At 66.0% G+C, this 18,576-nt stretch carries 17 protein-coding genes; 5 read left to right on the top strand and 12 right to left on the bottom strand.

Annotated elements, in window-relative coordinates:
• Nucleotide 1: 1 nt before the first annotated feature.
• The 4 genes from ACED18_RS06430 to ACED18_RS06415 all read right to left on the bottom strand — a co-directional run bounded on the left by ACED18_RS06430 (nt 2) and on the right by ACED18_RS06415 (nt 6,953).
• Nucleotides 2-2,068 carry a hypothetical protein gene (locus ACED18_RS06430; RefSeq protein WP_377290112.1) on the bottom strand — a complete coding sequence of 689 codons (2,067 nt, stop codon included), beginning with the start codon at nt 2,066-2,068 and terminating at the stop codon, nt 2-4.
• 9 nt (nt 2,069-2,077) lie between these two features.
• On the bottom strand, nt 2,078-4,903 hold the full coding sequence (locus tag ACED18_RS06425; RefSeq protein WP_377290110.1) for a DUF4159 domain-containing protein: 2,826 nt from the start codon (nt 4,901-4,903) through the stop codon (nt 2,078-2,080).
• A complete protein-coding gene (locus ACED18_RS06420) occupies nt 4,900-5,820 on the bottom strand; it encodes a DUF58 domain-containing protein (RefSeq protein WP_377290108.1) in 921 nt (306 codons plus the stop codon). Before ACED18_RS06420 ends, ACED18_RS06425 begins: the two co-directional genes overlap by 4 nt.
• A 119-nt stretch (nt 5,821-5,939) precedes the next feature.
• Nucleotides 5,940-6,953 carry an AAA family ATPase gene (locus tag ACED18_RS06415; RefSeq protein ID WP_377290106.1) on the bottom strand — a complete coding sequence of 338 codons (1,014 nt, stop codon included), beginning with the start codon at nt 6,951-6,953 and terminating at the stop codon, nt 5,940-5,942.
• Nucleotides 6,954-7,153: 200 nt separating this feature from the next.
• On the opposite strand from ACED18_RS06415, the gene ACED18_RS06410 reads away from it, so the two are divergent.
• Genes ACED18_RS06410 through ACED18_RS06400 form a run of 3 tightly spaced genes read left to right on the top strand, consistent with a single transcriptional unit; the run spans nt 7,154 to nt 9,722 of the window.
• Entirely contained in the window at nt 7,154-7,813 is a 660-nt protein-coding gene (locus tag ACED18_RS06410) for a DUF1285 domain-containing protein (protein WP_377290104.1), read from the top strand.
• Nucleotides 7,810-8,442, top strand: coding sequence for a CoA pyrophosphatase (locus tag ACED18_RS06405; protein ID WP_377290102.1), 633 nt, complete (start codon nt 7,810-7,812; stop codon nt 8,440-8,442). The genes ACED18_RS06410 and ACED18_RS06405 overlap by 4 nt, the downstream gene beginning before the upstream one ends.
• A complete protein-coding gene (locus tag ACED18_RS06400; protein WP_377290100.1) occupies nt 8,439-9,722 on the top strand; it encodes a CCA tRNA nucleotidyltransferase in 1,284 nt (427 codons plus the stop codon). Before ACED18_RS06405 ends, ACED18_RS06400 begins: the two co-directional genes overlap by 4 nt.
• Nucleotides 9,723-9,734: 12 nt before the next feature.
• On the opposite strand, the gene ACED18_RS06395 is transcribed toward ACED18_RS06400, so the two are convergent.
• The gene (locus tag ACED18_RS06395) at nt 9,735-9,920 is read right to left on the bottom strand and encodes a DUF1059 domain-containing protein (protein ID WP_377290098.1); all 186 of its coding nucleotides are present in this window, start codon (nt 9,918-9,920) and stop codon (nt 9,735-9,737) included.
• A 192-nt stretch (nt 9,921-10,112) separates the two neighbouring features.
• On the opposite strand from ACED18_RS06395, the gene ACED18_RS06390 reads away from it, so the two are divergent.
• On the top strand, nt 10,113-10,661 hold the full coding sequence (locus ACED18_RS06390) for an adenine phosphoribosyltransferase (RefSeq protein WP_377290096.1): 549 nt from the start codon (nt 10,113-10,115) through the stop codon (nt 10,659-10,661).
• A gap of 65 nt (nt 10,662-10,726) precedes the next feature.
• Here ACED18_RS06390 and ACED18_RS06385 read toward each other — a convergent pair whose 3' ends face one another.
• The 3 genes from ACED18_RS06385 to ychF form a co-directional block, all read right to left on the bottom strand.
• Nucleotides 10,727-11,191, bottom strand: a complete 465-nt coding sequence (locus tag ACED18_RS06385; RefSeq protein ID WP_377290094.1) for a MaoC/PaaZ C-terminal domain-containing protein — start codon at nt 11,189-11,191, stop codon at nt 10,727-10,729.
• Entirely contained in the window at nt 11,188-11,655 is a 468-nt protein-coding gene (locus ACED18_RS06380) for a MaoC family dehydratase (protein ID WP_377290092.1), read from the bottom strand. The genes ACED18_RS06385 and ACED18_RS06380 overlap by 4 nt, the downstream gene beginning before the upstream one ends.
• A 128-nt stretch (nt 11,656-11,783) precedes the next feature.
• On the bottom strand, nt 11,784-12,887 hold the full coding sequence (ychF, locus tag ACED18_RS06375) for a redox-regulated ATPase YchF (protein ID WP_377290090.1): 1,104 nt from the start codon (nt 12,885-12,887) through the stop codon (nt 11,784-11,786).
• Between the two features lie 227 nt (nt 12,888-13,114).
• On the opposite strand from ychF, the gene clpS reads away from it, so the two are divergent.
• Nucleotides 13,115-13,426, top strand: coding sequence for an ATP-dependent Clp protease adapter ClpS (clpS, locus tag ACED18_RS06370; protein ID WP_377290088.1), 312 nt, complete (start codon nt 13,115-13,117; stop codon nt 13,424-13,426).
• A gap of 23 nt (nt 13,427-13,449) precedes the next feature.
• Here clpS and pth read toward each other — a convergent pair whose 3' ends face one another.
• The 4 genes from pth to ACED18_RS06350 all read right to left on the bottom strand — a co-directional run bounded on the left by pth (nt 13,450) and on the right by ACED18_RS06350 (nt 18,312).
• Nucleotides 13,450-14,193, bottom strand: a complete 744-nt coding sequence (pth, locus tag ACED18_RS06365) for an aminoacyl-tRNA hydrolase (protein ID WP_377290086.1) — start codon at nt 14,191-14,193, stop codon at nt 13,450-13,452.
• Between the two features lie 134 nt (nt 14,194-14,327).
• Nucleotides 14,328-15,047, bottom strand: coding sequence for a substrate-binding periplasmic protein (locus tag ACED18_RS06360; RefSeq protein WP_377290084.1), 720 nt, complete (start codon nt 15,045-15,047; stop codon nt 14,328-14,330).
• On the bottom strand, nt 15,044-17,452 hold the full coding sequence (locus ACED18_RS06355) for an EAL domain-containing protein (RefSeq protein WP_377290082.1): 2,409 nt from the start codon (nt 17,450-17,452) through the stop codon (nt 15,044-15,046). The genes ACED18_RS06360 and ACED18_RS06355 overlap by 4 nt, the downstream gene beginning before the upstream one ends.
• 245 nt (nt 17,453-17,697) lie before the next feature.
• A complete protein-coding gene (locus ACED18_RS06350) occupies nt 17,698-18,312 on the bottom strand; it encodes a 50S ribosomal protein L25/general stress protein Ctc (RefSeq protein ID WP_377290080.1) in 615 nt (204 codons plus the stop codon).
• Between the last annotated feature and the right edge of the window lie 264 nt (nt 18,313-18,576).

The following is an 18,576-nucleotide window of genomic DNA, read 5'->3' as shown; positions in this document are numbered from 1 at the left end:
CTCAGCGCCCTTCGCGATACCACATGGCCGAGAAGGCGAGGATGAGGGCCGAGAGGCCGATCAGGCCGGCGAAGAGCGGCAGCGACAGAATACCCTTCAGAACGGTCTCATCGGTCATCTGGATCGACAGGCGCGCCGGATCGGCGACACGCAGTGCGCCGGATAGCGGCAGGACAGGCGGCACGCTGACGGTGGCATTTTCCGCGATGCGGGTCGCCAGGCCCTTGGTCTTCTCCACGACGGGCGCGATGATGTCCGGGGTCGATGTGGTCGCCTTGAACTCCGGCGCATCGACGGTGCCGACATGCACGAGGGTGGAGAGATCGCCGTTCTTCACTTCGAAAAGGCCGGTCTCGCTCGTCCGCAGCGTGGCGCGGAACAGGCCGGGCTCGGCCTGCGTCAGCGTCAGCGACTGGCGCTCGCCGGACGGCAGGGTGATCTCGGCCGGTCCGGGATCGGTCCCGAGCGTCTGGCGGCTGACCTCGATGGAGCGGCCAAGGGCGCGAGCCGTCAGGGCCTCTTCCTCCAGCGCCGGTTCCTTCATCAGCCAGTGAGCGGTGCGGCGGTAGAGCGAGGCGCTTGGTCCGCCACCTTCGAAGCCCCGCGCCCAGAGCCAGCCCTGATCCGACAGAAGCATGGCGACGCGGCCTTCGCCGACGCGGTTGAGCACCAGCAGCGGCTTGCCGTCGGCAGCCTGCATGACGGTCTCGCCCTGCGGGCGATCCACATCCACGGTGCGGAACCAGCGCCCCCAGGCCGGCGGCTCGCTGGCAGCACCTTCGAGCCCGCGCGTGACCGGGTGCTTCTTGCCCTCGTCAGACAGGCGCGGGAAGAAGGCCTTCTCGTTCATGCTGCCGGTCGGGTTGGCGGGCAGGACGGCCTGCAGCGGCGTCATGGCGATGGAATCCTCGCCGGCATGTTCCGGGCCGGCGGCGATCAGCAGCGCGCCGCCCTTTTCCACATACTGGGCGATGTTGTCGTAATAGAGGATCGGCAGCACGCCGCGATGCTGATAGCGGTCGAAGATGATCAGGTCGAACTCATCGATCTTGTCCACGAAGAGCTCGCGGGTCGGAAAGGCGATCAGCGACAGCTCGTTGATCGGCGTCCCGTCCTGCTTTTCCGGTGGCCGCAGGATGGTGAAGTGGACGAGGTCGACGGACGCATCCGACTTCAGCAGGTTACGCCAGGCGCGCTCGCCGGCATGCGGTTCGCCGGAGACCAGCAGCACGCGCAGGTTTTCCCGGATGCCGTCGATCAGATGGATGGCGCGGTTGTTGGCCTCGGTGACTTCGCCGGCAAGCGGCGACACCGCGAATTCGAGGATGTTGTTGCCGCCGCGCGGCACCTTGAAGGTGAAGGGGATCTCGGTGCCGGCGGTCGCGCCCTGACGGGCAATCTCGTTGCCGTTCAGGCGGATCGTCACCTCGGCCTCGCCGCCGGGCGAGGGGCCGTCATCCACCACCTTGAAGGTGACGGTCTGGTCCTCGCCGACGATGCCGAAGCGCGGGCCGCGCACCACTTCGATGCGGCGGTCGAACTCGTTGGCGCGGCCGGTGATCAGCGCATGGACGGGCGCGTTGAAGCCGAGTGGCTGGTTGACGTCGGGCACATCGTGGATGCGGCCATCGGTGATGAAGATGGCGCCGCCGACGCGGGACGGCGGCACATCGGCAAGCGCCGTGCGCAGGCTTTCGAAGAGGCGGGTGGAGGGTGCCTCGGACTCGCCGTCGTCGCGGGCTTCCACGATGCGCGCCTCGATGCGCGGGAAGGCGGCGAGGCGTTCGCGCAACTGGGCAAGTGCCTGATCCGTCTCGGCCTTCCGGGTGCCGTAGTCCTGGCTCTGGCTGCGATCCACCACCACGGCGACGACGGTGGAGAGCGGTTCGCGCTCTTCCTGCCGGATGACGGGATTGGCGAGTGCGAGGATCAGCAGGATGCCGGCGAGCGTGCGCAGCCAGACACCGCGCACCCCGCGCCACAGGCCGAGCACCGAAAGAACGGCGGCCGCGACGATGAGGACAACAAGTGCGGGAAGCGGGATGAGGGGCGAGAGATCGATGGTCATGCCGGTTCCTTACTGGCCGAGGCGTTCGAGCAGGGCGGGAATGTGCACCTGGTCGGCCTTGTAGTTGCCGGTGAGCATGTACATCATGATGTTGACCCCGGCGCGGTAGGCATATTCGCGCTGGTTCTCATCGGCCGGAACGGTCGGCAGCAGCGGATTGCCGGCCTCGTCGATCGCCCAGGCGCCGGCGAGGTCATTGCCCGTGATCATGATCGGGCTGACGCCATCGGCCGAGCGGGCGGGGCGGTCGGCCGCGCCATCCTGCTTGTCGAGCTGGGATTCGATCCAGAGCGGACTGCCGGAATAGCGGCCGGGAAAACTTGTCAGCAGATAGAATGACTTGGTCAGCACGTGATCGGTCGGCACCGGCTCCAGCGGCGGAATATCGAGATTGCCGAGGATCTGCTGCAGGCGCTCAGTGTTCGGGCTGTCGCCGCCGGAATTGCCGAGTGCGGAGATCTGGTCGCGCGTGTCGAAGAGCACGGTGCCGCCGGCGCGCATATAGGCGTCGATGCGGCTGACGGCCTGCGCACTCGGCATCGGTGCGCTTGCCGAAACCGGCCAGTAGATGATCGGGTAGAAGGACAGTTCGTCCTTGGAGATATCCACGCCCATCGGCGTGCCGGGCTCCAGCGTCGTGCGATAGGTGAGAAACTGGGTGAGGCCTTCGAGGCCGCGTTCGGAGATGCGGTCCACCTCCGCTTCGCCCGTGACGACGTAGGCGAGATGGGTGGTGTCGAGCCGTTTCAGGATCTCGTCGTCGCCGGGCTTCGTGTCATCGGCGAGGCCGATGCCCGGGGCGGCGAGCAGGCCAGCGCCGAGCATGGCGACTGCGAGGATCGTCGCGGCGCGGGCGGCGGGACGCGTGACGGCGCGCAGGCGGGCGAAGGCGCCGCCCATGACGAGCACGATGATGCCGTCGAGGATCAGGAGAAGCATGGCTGCCGTCAGCAGCCAGGGTTTCAGCGACCAGGTCTCGGCGCCTGCGAGCGGTGCGGTGGCATAGGGGATTGGAAGGCCCGTCAGCGTCAGCGGCTTCAGCACGGCGTCGCGCTCCATCAGGTTCAGCGCCGTGAAGCCATCCTCCGAGCCATAGAGGCCCGGCGGATTGTCAGGCGTCGCCTTCGGTGTGGCGCCGGCAGCGATTTCCAGAGGACGGGCGCCACCGGTCTCGCCGGTCAGAACGCCATCGGCGTTCAGCAGACGGTAGGGCGGCAGCGTGCGCGCGGCTTCCCCATTTCCGGCCGCGACACGGCCGCCGCGGGCCAGTTGCACGGTGCGGCGGAGCATTTCGACGAAGCTGCCCGAGATCGGCAGGTTCGACCAGGTCGCCTCGGCCGAAACATGGAAAAGCACGATGCGGCCCTGACCTTGGACCCGGGTCGTAACCAGCGGCGTGCCGTCGGCAAGGCTCGCCCAGGTGCGATCGGCGAGGTCTGCCGTCGGCTGGGCCAGAACCTGACGCTTCACCAGAATATCGGTCGGCTTCGGCATGCCGGCGAAGGGGCTGTTGGCGGGATAATCGGCGAGCGGCTGCGGCTCCGCCCAGGAGAGCGCACCGCCAAGGGCTCGTTCGCCCTGCCGGAGGATGACGGGCACCAGCGGGTCTTCGGCCGGGGCAGCGGCAAGACGCGGCCCGGCGAAGCGGATCAGCGTGCCGCCATTGTCGATCCAGCTTTCGAGCGGCCCATAGACCTCCTCCGGCAGGCGGCCGATATCGGCCATGATCAGCACGGAGGGTTTCTGTTCCAGAAGTGCGGGAACAGCCTTGGCGAGGTCGGGCTCTTCCGGCGCGACAAGATCGGCAAAAGGCGCAAGCGCGCGGTTGATGTAGTAGAGCGGCGAGAGCAGCGGCTGCGCCATGTCGCGGGCCTCGCCGCTTAAGAGCGCGACGCGGCGGCGGCGGAAGCCGTCATCCAGCAGATAGGTGGCGCCGGCATTGGCGTTGCCATTGATGCCGAGGCGGGCGAAATCGTTGCGCAGTTCGAAGGGCGCGGTGACGGTGGAGCGGGCGACACCTTCGCCGGGCGCAAAATCCAGCCGGCCCTCGCCGATGGCGCGGCCGCGCGTGTCATAGGCGGTCACGCCGAGGCTTTCGGCCTCGGCCGTGGCAAGGCGCGTGGCCGTGACGGCAAGGCCGTTCGCCTCGTTGGCGGCGGCTGACAGGGCCACCGGCCTGCCGGCTTCGGTGCCGATGACGCGCAGGTCGGCGGGCTGAAGGGATGCGAGCTCGGCCATCACCGGCGTACCGGCACCCTCCATGCCATCGCTGACGAAGGCAATCGTGCCGGGGCGCGTGCCGGCAAGCGCGGTGCGGATGGCGGCGATCGTGGCCGGATGGTCTGTCGGCAGGGGCTGTGGCCGCGCGGCGGCGAGGCGGCGGCGCGCTTCCTCCGCGCTTTCCGGGGCGGCATTGTGGTCGCGGTCGGCGGTAAAGGCGATCGAGACCGGCAGATCGCGGCTGGCGGCATCGTCGATCAGGCTGCCGGAGGTTTCCACGCGGCGTTCCCAGTCTTCCGCGCTCGCCCAGCCGTTATCGACGACCAGCACCAGCGGCCCCCCGGTCGACAGCGTGTTCACGCGCGGGTTCATGACGGGATCGGCGATGGCGAGGATGACGAGCGCCGCCATCAGCATGCGCAGCAGCGTCAGCCACCACGGGCTTTTCGATGGCGTTTCCTCGCGCTTCAACACGCGGGCGAGGATGCGCAGCGGCGGGAAGACCTCCGCCTGCGGGCGCGGCGGCGTCATGCGCAGCAGCCACCAGATGGCCGGCAGCGCGACGAGCGCCGCCAGCAGCGCGGGATTGGTGAAGAGGAAGGGCAGGCCGCTCACAGCTGTCCTCCATGGTTGGCGCGGCCTGGCGCGCCGGAAAGATACATGTGCACGGCCACCAGCGCTTCGGAGGCGAGGTGATCGGTGCGGTGCGGCGTGAAGCTCCAGCCGAGATGGCGAAGGCTGGCGCCGAGGGCCTCGCGACGGCCGAGATAGGCGCGGCGGTAATCCTCCGCCACGATCTCGGCGCGGCCGGCCGTCAGCTTCTCGCCCGTCTCCGGATCGGTGAATTCGGTGCGGCCGGCATAGGGGAAGACCTCTTCGGCGGGATCGGCGATCTCCACCACATGGCCGCGCATGCCGCGCCGCGAGAGCGGCGTCAGCCGCGTCATGATCGCATCGGAGGGGTCGAGGAAGTCGCCGATGAGCACGAGGTCGCTCGCGCCGCGGATCATGCCCGTGTCCGGCAGGCCGGCGCTCGGCGGGCGGTGGGTCAGCGCCGCCGCCAGACGCTCGGCCGCATTGCGGGCCGAGACCGGCTCCATGACGCCGGGGCAGCCGATGCGCTCGCCGGAGCGGGCGAGGATTTCGGCCAGCGCCAGCATCAGCACCAGCGCGCGACTTTCCTTGGAGACGGTGCCGAGGGTCGACTTGAACATCATGGACGGCGAGAGATCGGCCCAGAGCCAGATCGTGTGCGCCGCCTCCCATTCGCGGTCGCGCACATAGGTATGGTCGTCGCGAGCCGAACGGCGCCAGTCGATGCGCGACAGACTTTCGCCGACGCTATAAGGGCGGAACTGCCAGAAATTCTCGCCGATGCCGCGCTTGCGCCGTCCGTGCCAGCCGGCAATGACCGTATTGGCGACGCGGCGGGCCTCGACGAGGCAATCCGGGATGAGCCGGGCGCGCATCTGGGCGCGGGCCAGAACTTCTCCGGATGGTGTGCGTTCGACGATCTGTCCGATGGATGCCATGCGGTGTTCAGGCGCTCCTTCAGCGCTGAGCCAGCCGGTCGCACCACTTGGCGCCGCTGTCTTTACGAAGCAATGCCGGCCGCGGACCGCTTCATGCGCCCCGCGAACGGCCGGCGGCCTCAGCCGCGAGCGTCCTTGACCAGCGTGGCGATCACATCGCGCACGCCCATCCCTTCGGCGCGGGCCGAGAAATTCAGCGCCATGCGGTGCTGCAGCACGGGTTCGGCCAGCGCGAAGACGTCATCGATCGAGGGCGCCAGACGCCCGTCATAGAGCGCGCGGGCGCGTGCGCACAACATGAGTGCCTGGCCAGCACGCGGGCCGGGGCCCCAGGCCACTGTCTTGTCGGTCAGGCTGTGGCCGTTGCCGGGGCGGGCGGAGCGCACGAGCTTCAGGATCATGTCGACCACGGTATCCGGCACCGGCATCTGGCGCACCAGCTGCTGGATGGCCGAAAGGCGCTGGGCGTCGATCACCGCGCGGGCACCGGCTTCGCCGACGCCTGTGGTTTCAAGCAGGATGCGACGCTCGGCCTCGTATTCGGGGTAGTGAACGTCCACTTCCAGCAGGAAGCGGTCGAGCTGCGCTTCGGGCAGGGGATAGGTGCCTTCCTGTTCCAGCGGGTTCTGGGTCGCGAGCACGTGAAAGGGCTGCGGCAGGTCGTTGCGCTGGCCGGCGACGGTCACATGATATTCCTGCATGGCCTGCAGGAGAGCCGACTGGGTGCGCGGGCTGGCGCGGTTGATTTCATCGGCCATCAGGAGCTGGGTGAAGATCGGGCCGGGCACGAAGCGGAAGGAGCGGCGGCCACTGTCGTCCTGGTCCATCACCTCGGCGCCGAGAATGTCGGAGGGCATCAGGTCGGGCGTGAACTGGATGCGGCTGGAATTCAGGCCCAGAACCGCACCGAGCGTCGTCACCAGCTTGGTCTTGGCCAGGCCGGGCACGCCGACCAGCAGCGCATGGCCGCCGGAGAGCACGGCCAGAAGCACCTGCTCGACAACGCTTTCCTGGCCGAAGATGACCTTGCCCACTTCGGCGCGAATGGCGGCGATCTCTTCCAGCGCGCTTTCGGCGGCGGCGATGATCGTCTTTTCGTCGAGGGCGGTGTCGGCGGTCTTCATCATGCTCATCGCGCATCTCCCTCGATGTGTCCAAGGTGCCGGTCTGGCCGCGCCCGAATCGATGCGCTGCCGGTTACGGCGGATAAATTCAATTTAAGCGCGGGGTCTCGGCTGACAAGCCGGCCGGACCGCACTATCTCGTGACGGAGCGTGTCATCCACGCAATGTCGTCATCGACGTGCAAGAATAGGACCAAACGGGACGGAACGATGGCAGAGGCAGACACAACGACATCGCCCTCCAGCGGCGCGGCGACGGGCATTGCCGGCAGCGCGGACGCGTCCGGGCTCGCGGCGCTGATTGCGCGGGCGCAGGGCGACGCCGGTGGCGAGGGGCGCGGCCTGCCGCCCGTGGAGCGCTGGAACCCGCCCTTCTGTGGCGATATCGATATGGAGATCCGCGCCGATGGCACCTGGTTCTACCTGGGCACGCCGATCGGGCGGCAGCCCCTGGTGCGGCTGTTTTCGACGGTGCTGCGCAAGGATGAGGACGGCCGGACCTATCTGGTGACCCCTGTCGAGAAAGTCGGCATCCGGGTGGTAGATGCGCCCTTTCTCGCCGTCGAGATGAGCGTCGAGGGCGAGGGCGCCGGACAGGTGCTGACCTTCCGCACCAATGTGGGCGACGTGGTGACCGCCGGCTCCGAACATACGCTGCGCTTCGAGACGGGCGGCCTTGACGGCGAATTGAAGCCCTACCTGCATGTGCGCGGCCGGCTGGAAGCGCTGGTGTCGCGCGCCGTCATGTACGATCTCGTTGCGCTCGGCGAGCGGCTGGAGGTCGAGGGCGTCGAGATGTTCTGCCTGCGCTCGGGCGGCGTCGTCTTTCCGGTCATGCCGGCCGGCGAGCTCGATCGCCTGTCGCAATGAGTGCCATGTCCTTTTCCGCCGCCGATTTCCGCCACCGGGCGCTGTCCGACGGTGTGCAGTCGAACGCCGACGCCTGGCGGGAGCATGGGGATATCCTGCTCAATCCTGGTGTCGTTCCCTATCTGGAAGGGCTGACGCTGCGCGACGCTGCGGTGCTGGTGCCGGTGGTGGACGATCCGGATGGTGCCAAGGTTATCCTTACCCAGCGGACGGCAAAGCTCAGAAAGCACTCCGGGCAGATCGCCTTTCCGGGCGGCGGCATGGACCCGGAGGACCGCACGCCGGAGGTGGCGGCGCTGCGCGAGACGGAGGAGGAGATCGGGCTCGACCGCGGCTTCGTGGAGCCGGTGGGGCGGCTGCCCTATTATATGGCCATGTCCGGCTTCCGCATCACGCCGGTGCTGGCCGTCGTCAGGCGCGGCTTTTCCATCGTGCCCAATCCGGACGAGGTGGATGCCGTTTTCGAGGTGCCGCTGTCGTTCCTGATGAACCCGGACAACCACATTGTCGGCAGCAGCGTCTGGCAGGGTCGTGAGCGGCACTATTACCGCATGCCCTATGGCGAGCGGAACATCTGGGGTATCACGGCGGGCATTCTTCGCACGCTCTATGAAAGGCTTTACGCATGACCGCTGAAACGGCGCCCTCGGTGGCCGGGGAGACCTGGTTTCGCGACAGTGCGCTGACGCGCATCCTCACGGTTTTGAACGGCGATGATGCGGAGACGCGCGTGGTGGGTGGCGCGGTGCGCAACAGCCTGATGGGCCTGCCGGTCGCCGATGTTGATCTCGCGACAACGCTGCTGCCGCAAGCCGTCACGGCGCGGGCCGAGGCCGACGGCATCAAGGTGGTGCCGACGGGGATTGCCCATGGCACGGTGACGCTCGTGGCCAATGGCCGCGGCTTCGAGGTGACGACGCTGCGTCGGGATATCTCCACCGACGGGCGCCATGCCGAGGTCGCCTTCGGGACGGACTGGCAGGCGGACGCGGAACGGCGCGACCTTACCATGAACGCGCTCTATGCCGACCGCGAGGGGCGGGTCATCGACCTCGTCGGCGGTCTCGCCGATATCGAAACGCGCGCCGTGCGCTTCATCGGCGATGCGCATCAGCGCGTGGCGGAGGATTATCTGCGGGTTCTGCGCTTCTTCCGCTTCTTTGCCCAGTATGGCAGCGGCCGGCCGGATGCCGAGGGCCTGCGGGCCAGCGCGCGGGCGAAGGACGAACTGACGCGGCTTTCGGCCGAGCGCATCTGGGCGGAAATGAAAAAGCTGCTTGGTGCGAAGGACCCCGGCCGGGCTCTCTTGTGGATGCGCACCTCCGGCGTGCTGACCGTGGTGCTGCCGGAAACGGAAAAATGGGGCATCGATGCCATTCCGGGCCTGATTGCGGCCGAGGCCGCCTATGGCTGGGCGCCGGATGCGCTGCTGCGCCTGATGGCCATCGTGCCTCCGGGTGCGGAGCGTTTGGCCGCGCTTGCCGAGCGCCTGCGTTTGTCGCGGGCCGAGGCGGGGCGGCTCAGGGCTTTTGCCGAGGCGCCAGTGGTGAAGCCCGATCTCGCAGGAACCGCGCTCGACCGGCTTCTCTACCGCACGGGTCGCGAGGGTATCGTCGACCGCCTGAGGCTGGCGCTTGCGGTTGCGCGCGCCAAGGCCGAGATCGAGACGGAGAAAATGGCGGAAGCCGCGCGGCTTCTCGACCACCTCAAGCGGGCGGAGGGCTGGGTGAAGCCCGCGTTTCCGCTCGGCGGTGCCGATCTCATGAGGGCGGGCGTCGCGGCGGGGCCGGAGATCGGTCGCGTGCTTTCAGCGCTTGAGACGATCTGGGTGGAAGGGAACTTCCACCTCGACCGCCAGGCCTTGCTCGCGCGGCTGCCGGCGGTGCTGGAGGCGGGGGAGAAGGGGTGAGGCAGAGACGCCTCACGCCACCTTCTGCTCGTCACGCACCCGCGCCTTGATCGCTTCCACCATGGTCTCGCGAATCATCGGCTCGTTGTGCGCTTCGCGGATGTGCTCGACGGCGCGGCGGATGACTTCGGCTTCGTTGTCGGCGCGGGTGTGCCAGTTGCAGCCGGGAACGAGAGTTCCGCATTCGAAAAGGCGCATGATGTCCTCCATCGGTTGAACGTGCATTGTTTCGTGCTGTGTGAGGCCGCTCCTTCGGCGACCGCATGGTCGAACTCCGGGGTGCTCGAAAGGTTCCGGCATTGACAGAAAGGCGTTGGGCAACGCCGCCGGCGATGCTAAGGCTTGCGGCCGAATGTTCCGCAGAAAGACCAGCAGAGGCAGCGCTTTCCCATGACGTCTTCTCCCCTCGAAGCCGAACTGATGGCCGCGATCCGCACGATTGCCGATTATCCGAAGCCGGGCATCCTGTTTCGCGACATCACGACGCTTCTCGGCAAGCCGCGTGCCTTCCGCCGCGCCATCGACGAACTGGTGCACCCCTATGCCGGCACGAAGATCGACAAGATCGCCGGCATCGAGGCACGCGGCTTCATCCTCGGCGGCGCGATTGCCCACCAGCTTTCGGCCGGTTTCGTGCCGATCCGCAAGAAGGGCAAGCTGCCGCATGACACGGTGCGCATCGCCTACAGCCTGGAATACGGCGTGGACGAGATGGAAATGCACCGCGACGCCATCGTGCCCGGCGAAAAGGTGATCCTCGTGGACGACCTGATTGCGACCGGCGGTACGGCCGAGGGCGCCGTGAAGCTCCTGCAGCAGATGGGCGCCGACATCGTCGCCGCCTGCTTCGTCATCGACCTGCCGGATCTCGGCGGCCGTGCCAAGCTCGAGGCGCTCGGCGTCAACGTGCGCACGCTGATCGCGTTTCCGGGCCATTGATGGCGTAACGGGCGTGGTGCCAGTCGCCTCGCTTGCGAGCCGATGCGGCGGCGCAGCCCCCACCCTTACATGAACTCGATCACCCGGTTCTCGAAGCGCATCACCTCTTCGCCGTTCTGGTTCTCGCCGCTTCCGATGCCGCAGGCAATGCGGCGGTCGGGGCGGGTCTGGGGTTCCGGGTCATGGGCGGTGAGGTAGAAGGTGATAGTGTCGCCGGCATAGACCGGTTTCAGCCATTTCAGATCCTTGAAGCCAGGCGACGGGCCCATGCGGGGCAGGGCGCGCCCTTCGGCTGCCAGCCGGCGCGCCTCGTCCTGGCAGAAGCGGACGTAGCATTTCATCCAGCCGGCGGTGGTATGCCATCCGGAAGCACAGAGGCCGCCGAAGAGCGAGGCTTGCGCCTTTTCCGCGTCGAGGTGGAAGACCTGCGGATCGAAGGCTGTGGCGAAGCGGATGATGTCGGCCGGCGTATAGGTGAGCTGGCCGAGCGCGACCTTCACGCCGCGCGGGAAAATGTCCTCGAAGCTCATTCATGCACCTGCTGCTTGGCCGCGCTGCGGAACAGGATCGGACCTTCCGAGATTGCCACGGTCTCGCCGTGCTGGTTCATGACCGTGTTGCGGAAGCGCACGATGCCAATGCCCGGGCGCGAGCGCAGCAGGCGGGCTTCAAGCACCTCGCTGTGGCCCGACAACGTATCGCCGGCCAGAACCGGGCGGCGCCAGCGCATGCTGTCGATGCCGGGCGAACCTTGCGAGGTGGAGCGGCCGACGAAACTGTCGCACATCATGCGCATGACCATGGCGCAGGTATGCCAGCCCGACGCCGAAAGGCCGCCGAGGATGGAGCGTCGGCCGGCCTCTTCGTCGAGATGCATGGGCTGCGGATCGAACTCCATCGCAAAGGCCACAACCTCGTCGGCGGTGACCGTATGCGGCTGGTAATCGAAACGCTTGCCGGGCGTGAAATCCTCGAACATGAGCGTGGCGCTCATCCCCGTCCTCCCCTTGTCGGGCTGCCCTTTTCGGGCGTGCCTCACTGCTGACCGAAGAATGGTGGCGTGGCCGGCGATTTCAAGCGCCGCCGGCCGATCTCCACCGCTTCCGTGCGGCAGAGGCCTGATCAGGTGTTGAAGCGGAAGTGGATGACGTCGCCGTCGCAGACCACGTATTCCTTGCCTTCGTCGCGGCCCTTGCCGGCTTCCTTGGCGCCGACTTCGCCCTTGTAGGCGATGTAGTCGTCATAGCCGATCGTGAAAGCGCGGATGAAGCCGCGCTCGAAATCCGAATGGATGACGCCGGCGGCGGCGGGCGCCTTGGTGCCGCGCACGATCGTCCAGGCGCGGCATTCCTTGGGGCCGACCGTAAAATAGGTGATGAGGTCGAGCAGGTGATAGCCGGCGCGGATCAGGCGGTCGAGGCCCGCTTCCTCCAGCCCGAGGGCGGAGAGGAATTCCGTGGCTTCGTCTTCCGGCAACTGGGCGACTTCGGCCTCGATGGCGGCGGAGATGATGACGCATTCCGCACCCTGGGCCGCGGCCATGGCGGCGACGGCTTCCGTGTGCTTGTTGCCCGTCGCGGCGTCACCTTCGGCGACGTTGCAGACATAGAGCACGGGATGCGAGGTCAGGAGGTTGAGACCCTTGAGGATGGCGATGTCGTCGGTGGCGAGCGTCTTCAGCAGCAGGCGGGCCGGCTTGCCCTCGTTGAGCAGCTTGATGACGGCTTCCATGACGGGCAGGTTGGCAAGGCTTTCCTTGTCCTTGCTGGCGGCACGCTTGCGGGTCTGTTCGACGCGGCGCTCGAGGCTTTCGAGGTCGGCGAGCATCAGCTCGGTCTCGATCGTCTCGGCATCGCCGACCGGGTCGATGCGGCCTTCGACATGGGTGATGTCGGTGTCTTCGAAGCAGCGCAGCACGTGCACGATGGCATCGACTTCGCGGATATTGGCGAGGAACTTGTTGCCGAGACCTTCACCCTTGGAGGCGCCGCGCACCAGGCCGGCGATATCGACGAAGGAGATGCGGGTGGGGATGATTTCCTTCGAGCCGGCGATTGCCGCGAGCTTGGCCATGCGCGCATCCGGCACGGCCACTTCGCCGGTGTTCGGCTCGATGGTGCAGAACGGATAGTTGGCGGCCTGGGCGGCGGCCGTCTTTGTCAGCGCGTTGAAAAGGGTCGACTTGCCGACATTCGGCAGGCCGACGATACCGCATTTGAAACCCATGGGGGAGGCCTCTTGATCCTGAAGACACTGGTTGGGCCCGCTATGGTCGAAACGGCCGGGCGGGTCAAGCCTCGGCGCCTGCAGCGGGGTGCGTGGGCGCTTGCCGCAAGCGCTTGCAAGGCCCATATCAACGGAGTACCTCACATCTGCCGCGAAAAGCGCCCTGCGCTGCACGCGGAGCGGCAGGCGGACCAAACCGGCATGCGACACGAATGGACGACCCAGGGATGAGCGACAAGGACATCGCCCTCAAACCGAAAACCGTGACGAAGCCGAAGCTCGAACGGCCACGTCTCTACAAGGTCATTCTCTACAATGACGACTATACGCCGCGCGAATTCGTGACGGTGGTGCTGAAGGTCGTCTTCCGCATGTCGAACGAGGCGGGCTACCGGGTGATGATGACGGCGCACAAGCTCGGTTCCGCCGTCGTGGTGGTCTGCGCCAAGGATATTGCCGAGACGAAGGTGGCCGAGGCCATGGATCTCGCCAAGGAAGCGGGCTTTCCGCTCATGCTGAAGGCCGAGCCCGAGGAGTAGGGTGCCGGGGGCAGGTCGCGCGCCTACTTGTCCTCGGTCTTCGAAAACATCCGCTTGAGCATGTCGGCCATCGGGCCGGTCGTCGGCAGCATCTTCGGAACGTCAGGCCGCGCCTGCCGGATGTGGGACTTGCCGCCAGGCTTCGGTGAGGAGGGGGCTGCGGGCGGCTTCGGCCGCGCGGGCTGATCCGGCTCGGCCGGCGCGCCGGTGGCGATTGCCAGCTTGTTCAGGAACTGCGAGTCGAGCCCCTTCACCAGCAGGTCGGCATTGTCCGCCAGCGCATCCAGCAGGGGCTCCAGCCAGGCGGCATCGGACTTGGCGAAATCGCCGAGCACATGGCCGTTGACGAGCTCCTTGGCGCCCGGGTGGCCGATGCCAAGGCGCAGGCGACGGTAGTCCTTGCCGCAATGGGCATCGAGTGACTTGATGCCGTTGTGCCCGCCATGACCGCCGCCTGTCTTCAGCCGGGCGCGGCCGGGCGCAAGATCGAGCTCGTCATAGACGGCGATGATGTCGGCCGGCGTCAGCTTGTAGAAGCGCATGGCTTCGCCGACGGATTCGCCCGAGACGTTCATGTAGGTCTGGGGTTTCACGAGCAGGATCTTCTCGCCGGCGAGTTCCCCTTCGGCGATCTCGGCCTTGAACTTGCGCGTCCACGGGCCGAAGGCATGGCGGCGATGCAGTGCGTCCACGGCCATGAAGCCGATATTGTGCCGGTTGCCCGCATATTTCGGGCCGGGATTGCCAAGGCCGACGATGATCTTCATGTCACTTCTTTCGCACTTTTCTGCGCATTGCTGTGGCAGAAGCCACGCACGGGATCAACGGCTTGCGTCAAAACACGGGCAGTAGCGCGGAAATAAGGCGGTCGCCCCGGCGCGATTTTCAGAGTCTTCGCAATTTAGCGGGCATTGCCCATTCCGTAGCGGTCCAGGATCTGGTTCTGTCGCCCATCCGCGATCAGGCGGCCGAGTGCGGTGTTGAGGCGGGCGATGACCTCGTCGTCGACAGCCTTGTTGCAGGCCATTCCGAAAGTGCTGCGAACGATCGGCATGACTTTCTCGAGCTTGGGGCGCTGCTTCCTCGCGTTCTCGATCATGCCGTCGGCCATGACGGTCATGTCGATGCGGCCATTGTCGAGCTTTCTGAGCGTGGTTTCGAAATCGGTCGAGACATCGAGATTGGTGAAGTTCTCGGCCGCAAGGATCTCGCTTGCGAAATCGCCCCGCTGAACGCCGATGCGGCGCGTCTTCGCGTCCTCGGGCGAGGTGGGTGCGGGCGCTCCGTCCGACAGGCGCACGAGGCTTGCAATGTCTTCATCCAGCGGCTCAACCCATTTGAAGAGGGCGTCCCGCTTGGGCGTGTGGGCTGCGCCGAAGACACAATGATCGTCTTCGGCGAGCGCGAGTGAATAGGCCCGCGCCCAAGGGATGATTTCGATCGATCCGGCAACGCCGGCTTCGTGGGTGATGATCCTGATCTGATCCACCATGCTGCCCTGCATGTGGCCGTCCCGCGTGAAGGCGAGGGGGTAGTATTCCTGCGTCACGAAGGTCAGGCGCGGATTGGCCTCGGCCTTGGCGGCCATCAGCAGGAGAAAGAAGACGGCGAGGCGTTTCATGCGCTCTCCACGTTGAGGTGGGCGGTGTCATGATGCGATTCCTTGGCTTCGGAATCACTTTCGAGCATGGCCATCGTGCTGTTGATGTCGAGCGGGCGTGCGAAGAGGTAACCCTGGCCGAAGTCGATGCCGAGCTTGCCGAGGACTTCGGCCTGTTCGGCCGTCTCCACGCCCTCTGCCACTACGGAACAGCCCATCTGGTGGGAGATGGTTCTGATGCCCTTGATCAGCATGCGGCTCTTGCGGCGCGCATCGCTGTTGCCGATCGTCAGCGACCGGGTGAAGGACTGGTCGACCTTGACGATATCGACCGGGAAGCGGCTGAGATAGCTTAGCGAGGAGTAGCCGGTGCCGAAGTCGTCCAGCGCGATCTGGCAGCCGAACTCGCTGAGCTGGGCAAGAACGGCGTGCACGTCGGGATTGTCGAGCATCAGCACCGCCTCGGTGATTTCGATCACGATGCGCTTCGGGGCAATGTGGTGGCGCAGCAGAAGTGCCGCGAGCCGGCTCGGCAGGCTGATGTCGAACTGCAGCGGCGAGAAGTTGATCGCGAGGTAGGTCTCCTCGGTGCCTTCCAGTTCCGATATCCGGGCGAGATGGGCGATCGACTGTTCCATGACGCGTTCGCCGATGCGGCCGATCGAACCGTTCTCTTCGGCGATCTCGATGATCTTGCCGGGGGCGATCAGGCCGCGTTCGGGATGCTTGATGCGCATCAGCGCCTCGAAGCCGGCAATCATGCCGTTGCGCAGGCTGATGATCGGCTGCAGATGCGTCTCGACCCAGTCGTTTCGCAGCGCTGCCTCGATGCTCTGCTCCAGTTCGTGGCGCTCGCGGGCGTCGTCCAGCATGGAGCTGTCGAAGATGCACAGGCCGTTCTTGCCGGCGCGCTTGCGGTCGTACATGGCCATGTCGGCCTTGAGGATGAGGTCGGCGGAACTGTCGGCCTGCAGCGGGTAGATCGCCATGCCCATGCTGGCGCTGATGCCGACTTCGGTGCCGCGCAGGTTGAACGGGTTCCGCAGGGCGGCACAGACCCGCTCGCCGATCTCGCCGGCGATCGTCTGGGCCCGGGGCGCCGTGATCAGGATGGCGAACTCGTCACCGCCGAGGCGCGCCATGATATCCTTGTCGCGCAGATGCTCGCGGCTGCGTTCCACCACCTTGCGCAGGAGGTCGTCGCCCGCGGCATGGCCAAGGTTGTCGTTGATCCATTTGAAGCGGTCGAGGTCAATGAAGAGGCAGGCAAGCTGCTCGCCGCTTTCATCGGCGGTGCGGATCGCCTTGTGAAGGGCCGCCTCGAAGCCCTGGCGGTTCAGCTGGCCCGTCAGATGGTCGGTGATGGCGAGGGACAGGTTGCGGCTTTCGGCCTCCTTGAGGGCCGTGACGTCGGTCATCACCGACAGCGAGTTCAATTCGCTGTGGTCTGCCGGGCCGGTCGTTTCCAGGATCAGCACCGTCATCCAGGTGCCGTCTGCCTTGCGCAGCGGCAGCGTTACCTCGCAGGTCGTGCCGCCCTTGTCGTCGGGCCTGCCGGTGCGGTCGCGGTAGATGTCATGGGACTGCGGATCGAGGAGTTCCAGGAAGGAGCGGCCGATGACGTTTTCGCGGCTGTAGCCGGTGGCCGCCAGCCAGTAATCGCTGACGGCGGTGATGCGATCCAGGCTGTCGAGCGAGAAGAGCATGGCCGGCGTGCCGTTGTAGATTTCGGTCGCGCGGTCGTGCGCGCGTTTGAGTTCCAGTTCCTCGCGCTCCAGCTTGTCCTGCATGCGGTTGAAGCTTGCGGCGAGCGCGCCCATCTCGTCGCGGGAGTGCCAGTCGACGCGGCGGCGCGAGCTCAGCTGGTCCGTCGCCTCGATGGCCGCGGTCAGGCGGTTGAGGGGACGCATCACGATCAACCGGTTGCAGATCACAGCGGCGGCAAAGACGACGCCGACGGAGAGCAACAGCACGGCGAGCATGCTGATCTCGTCCTTCTCGAATCCGGCATGGGTTGCATGCTGGTCGATCGTCAGGGTGAGCGTGCCGATCTTGCGCGAGCCGTCGCGGTCGACATAGTTGATGTCACGCGTGACGATCTTGCTCTCGCGGCGGGTGGCTGCCTCGTCCTGCGCATTGCTGGCATTGACGGAAATGACGCCGGAGGTATCGCGGATCGATACGGCCGTCACGACGTCATCGAGAAGAAGCGAATTGGCGATGCGGCTGACGCTCTGGCTGTCGAGATCCCAGACCGGCTTGCCGAGCGACTGGGTCGCGGTTCCGATCAGAACGTCCACCGAATTCATGCGCTCGCGAACGATACGTTCGGATGTCAGCATGAAATAGACGGCCAGAAGCGGCACCACCACCAGAAGCGTCGTCGCCGTCACGATCGTCAGAAAACGGTTTTCCACCGAATGCATAGTCATCCGCCCCAAAAGCGCAGGTTTCCCTGCTCTCGGACCAGCTCGTCGGCCCGGTTGCTCCGAGGACATCATGAAAAGCTTAAATGTTATTGAAAAGTCACCACACACCTCCGGCATCGCTGTCTGCCCGTTCGATGCGGGCCGCTGTTTTCGTTCGATAAACAGCCCTGACATGCCGGCAACGAAAAGCCCGCCCGGCGATGCCGGACGGGCTCCAAAAGTCTTTCGTCAGCGATAAGAGTTTACTCTTCCTTCGCGCCTTCTTCTTCGGTCGCTTCGTCTTCCAGAACATCAGGAGCGGCGATCGTGGCGATCGTGAAGTCACGGTCGGTGATCGTCGGTGCGGCGCCTGCCGGCAGCTTGATGTTGGAGATGTGGATGCCGTCGCCGATCTTCAGGCCGGCGAGATCGGCCGTCAGCGATTCCGGAATGTCGTCGGCGGACACGACGAGTTCAACGGCGTGACGAACGATGTTGAGAACGCCGCCTTCCTTGATGCCCGGTGCCTTCTCTTCATTGATGAAGTGGACCGGAACTTCGACGGTGACCGTGCTGTTCTTCGACACGCGCAGGAAGTCGACGTGCATCGTGAAATCGCGGACCGGATCCAGCTGGTAGTCCTTCGGCAGGACGCGGATCTTTTCGCCAGCGACGTCGATGACGGCGACCGTCGTCAGGAAGCCGCCGGCGTGGATGCGCTGCGTGACGTCCTTGGTGGAAATCGCGATGGAGACAGGGGCCTGCTTGTCACCATAGATGACAGCGGGAATAAGACCGTTGCGACGAAGTTCACGGGAGGACCCCTTACCGACCCGTTCGCGCGTCTCGGCCTTGAGCTCGTAAGAAGCTTTGCTCATGGCAGTACCTTTCTTGTGTTCTGGAGAGCTTTCCGGTCCATGACCGGGAAAGCCGAGGCGTGAGCCCCATCCGCGTTGCCTCCAAGGGTGTCTACGCGGACGCGCGTCTCTAGCGGAGAATGCCCGGGAAAGCAAGGCTGAGCTGGTTCATTATCCCTGCGGATGCCGCATCTGGCTTTCCGCAAGTCCATGACGCGGTTTCAAGGCTCGGCTCGCTTTGCGACGTTCGCCTGACTGGACGTTGCGGCCGAAAGCTGCCACCAT

The sequence above is a fragment of the Rhizobium sp. SG2393 genome (genome assembly GCF_042610495.1).
Lineage (GTDB): Bacteria > Pseudomonadota > Alphaproteobacteria > Rhizobiales > Rhizobiaceae > RU20A.
The sequence above is the reverse complement of the archived record's forward strand: the minus strand, read 5'-3'. Positions and strand labels throughout refer to the sequence as shown.

Bases quoted from the DNA above. Each gene is read 5' to 3' on its own strand.
- ACED18_RS06430 (WP_377290112.1), bottom strand. From the start codon at position 2,068: ATGACCATCGATCTCTCGCCCCTCATCCCGCTTCCCGCACTTGTTGTC.
- ACED18_RS06420 (WP_377290108.1), bottom strand. From the start codon at position 5,820: ATGGCATCCATCGGACAGATCGTCGAACGCACACCATCCGGAGAAGTT.
- ACED18_RS06415 (WP_377290106.1), bottom strand. From the start codon at position 6,953: ATGAGCATGATGAAGACCGCCGACACCGCCCTCGACGAAAAGACGATC.
- ACED18_RS06410 (WP_377290104.1), top strand. From the start codon at position 7,154: ATGGCAGAGGCAGACACAACGACATCGCCCTCCAGCGGCGCGGCGACG.
- ACED18_RS06405 (WP_377290102.1), top strand. From the start codon at position 7,810: ATGAGTGCCATGTCCTTTTCCGCCGCCGATTTCCGCCACCGGGCGCTG.
- ACED18_RS06400 (WP_377290100.1), top strand. From the start codon at position 8,439: ATGACCGCTGAAACGGCGCCCTCGGTGGCCGGGGAGACCTGGTTTCGC.
- ACED18_RS06395 (WP_377290098.1), bottom strand. From the start codon at position 9,920: ATGCGCCTTTTCGAATGCGGAACTCTCGTTCCCGGCTGCAACTGGCAC.
- ACED18_RS06390 (WP_377290096.1), top strand. From the start codon at position 10,113: ATGACGTCTTCTCCCCTCGAAGCCGAACTGATGGCCGCGATCCGCACG.
- ACED18_RS06385 (WP_377290094.1), bottom strand. From the start codon at position 11,191: ATGAGCTTCGAGGACATTTTCCCGCGCGGCGTGAAGGTCGCGCTCGGC.
- ACED18_RS06380 (WP_377290092.1), bottom strand. From the start codon at position 11,655: ATGAGCGCCACGCTCATGTTCGAGGATTTCACGCCCGGCAAGCGTTTC.
- ychF (WP_377290090.1), bottom strand. From the start codon at position 12,887: ATGGGTTTCAAATGCGGTATCGTCGGCCTGCCGAATGTCGGCAAGTCG.
- clpS (WP_377290088.1), top strand. From the start codon at position 13,115: ATGAGCGACAAGGACATCGCCCTCAAACCGAAAACCGTGACGAAGCCG.
- pth (WP_377290086.1), bottom strand. From the start codon at position 14,193: ATGAAGATCATCGTCGGCCTTGGCAATCCCGGCCCGAAATATGCGGGC.
- ACED18_RS06360 (WP_377290084.1), bottom strand. From the start codon at position 15,047: ATGAAACGCCTCGCCGTCTTCTTTCTCCTGCTGATGGCCGCCAAGGCC.
- ACED18_RS06355 (WP_377290082.1), bottom strand. From the start codon at position 17,452: ATGCATTCGGTGGAAAACCGTTTTCTGACGATCGTGACGGCGACGACG.
- ACED18_RS06350 (WP_377290080.1), bottom strand. From the start codon at position 18,312: ATGAGCAAAGCTTCTTACGAGCTCAAGGCCGAGACGCGCGAACGGGTC.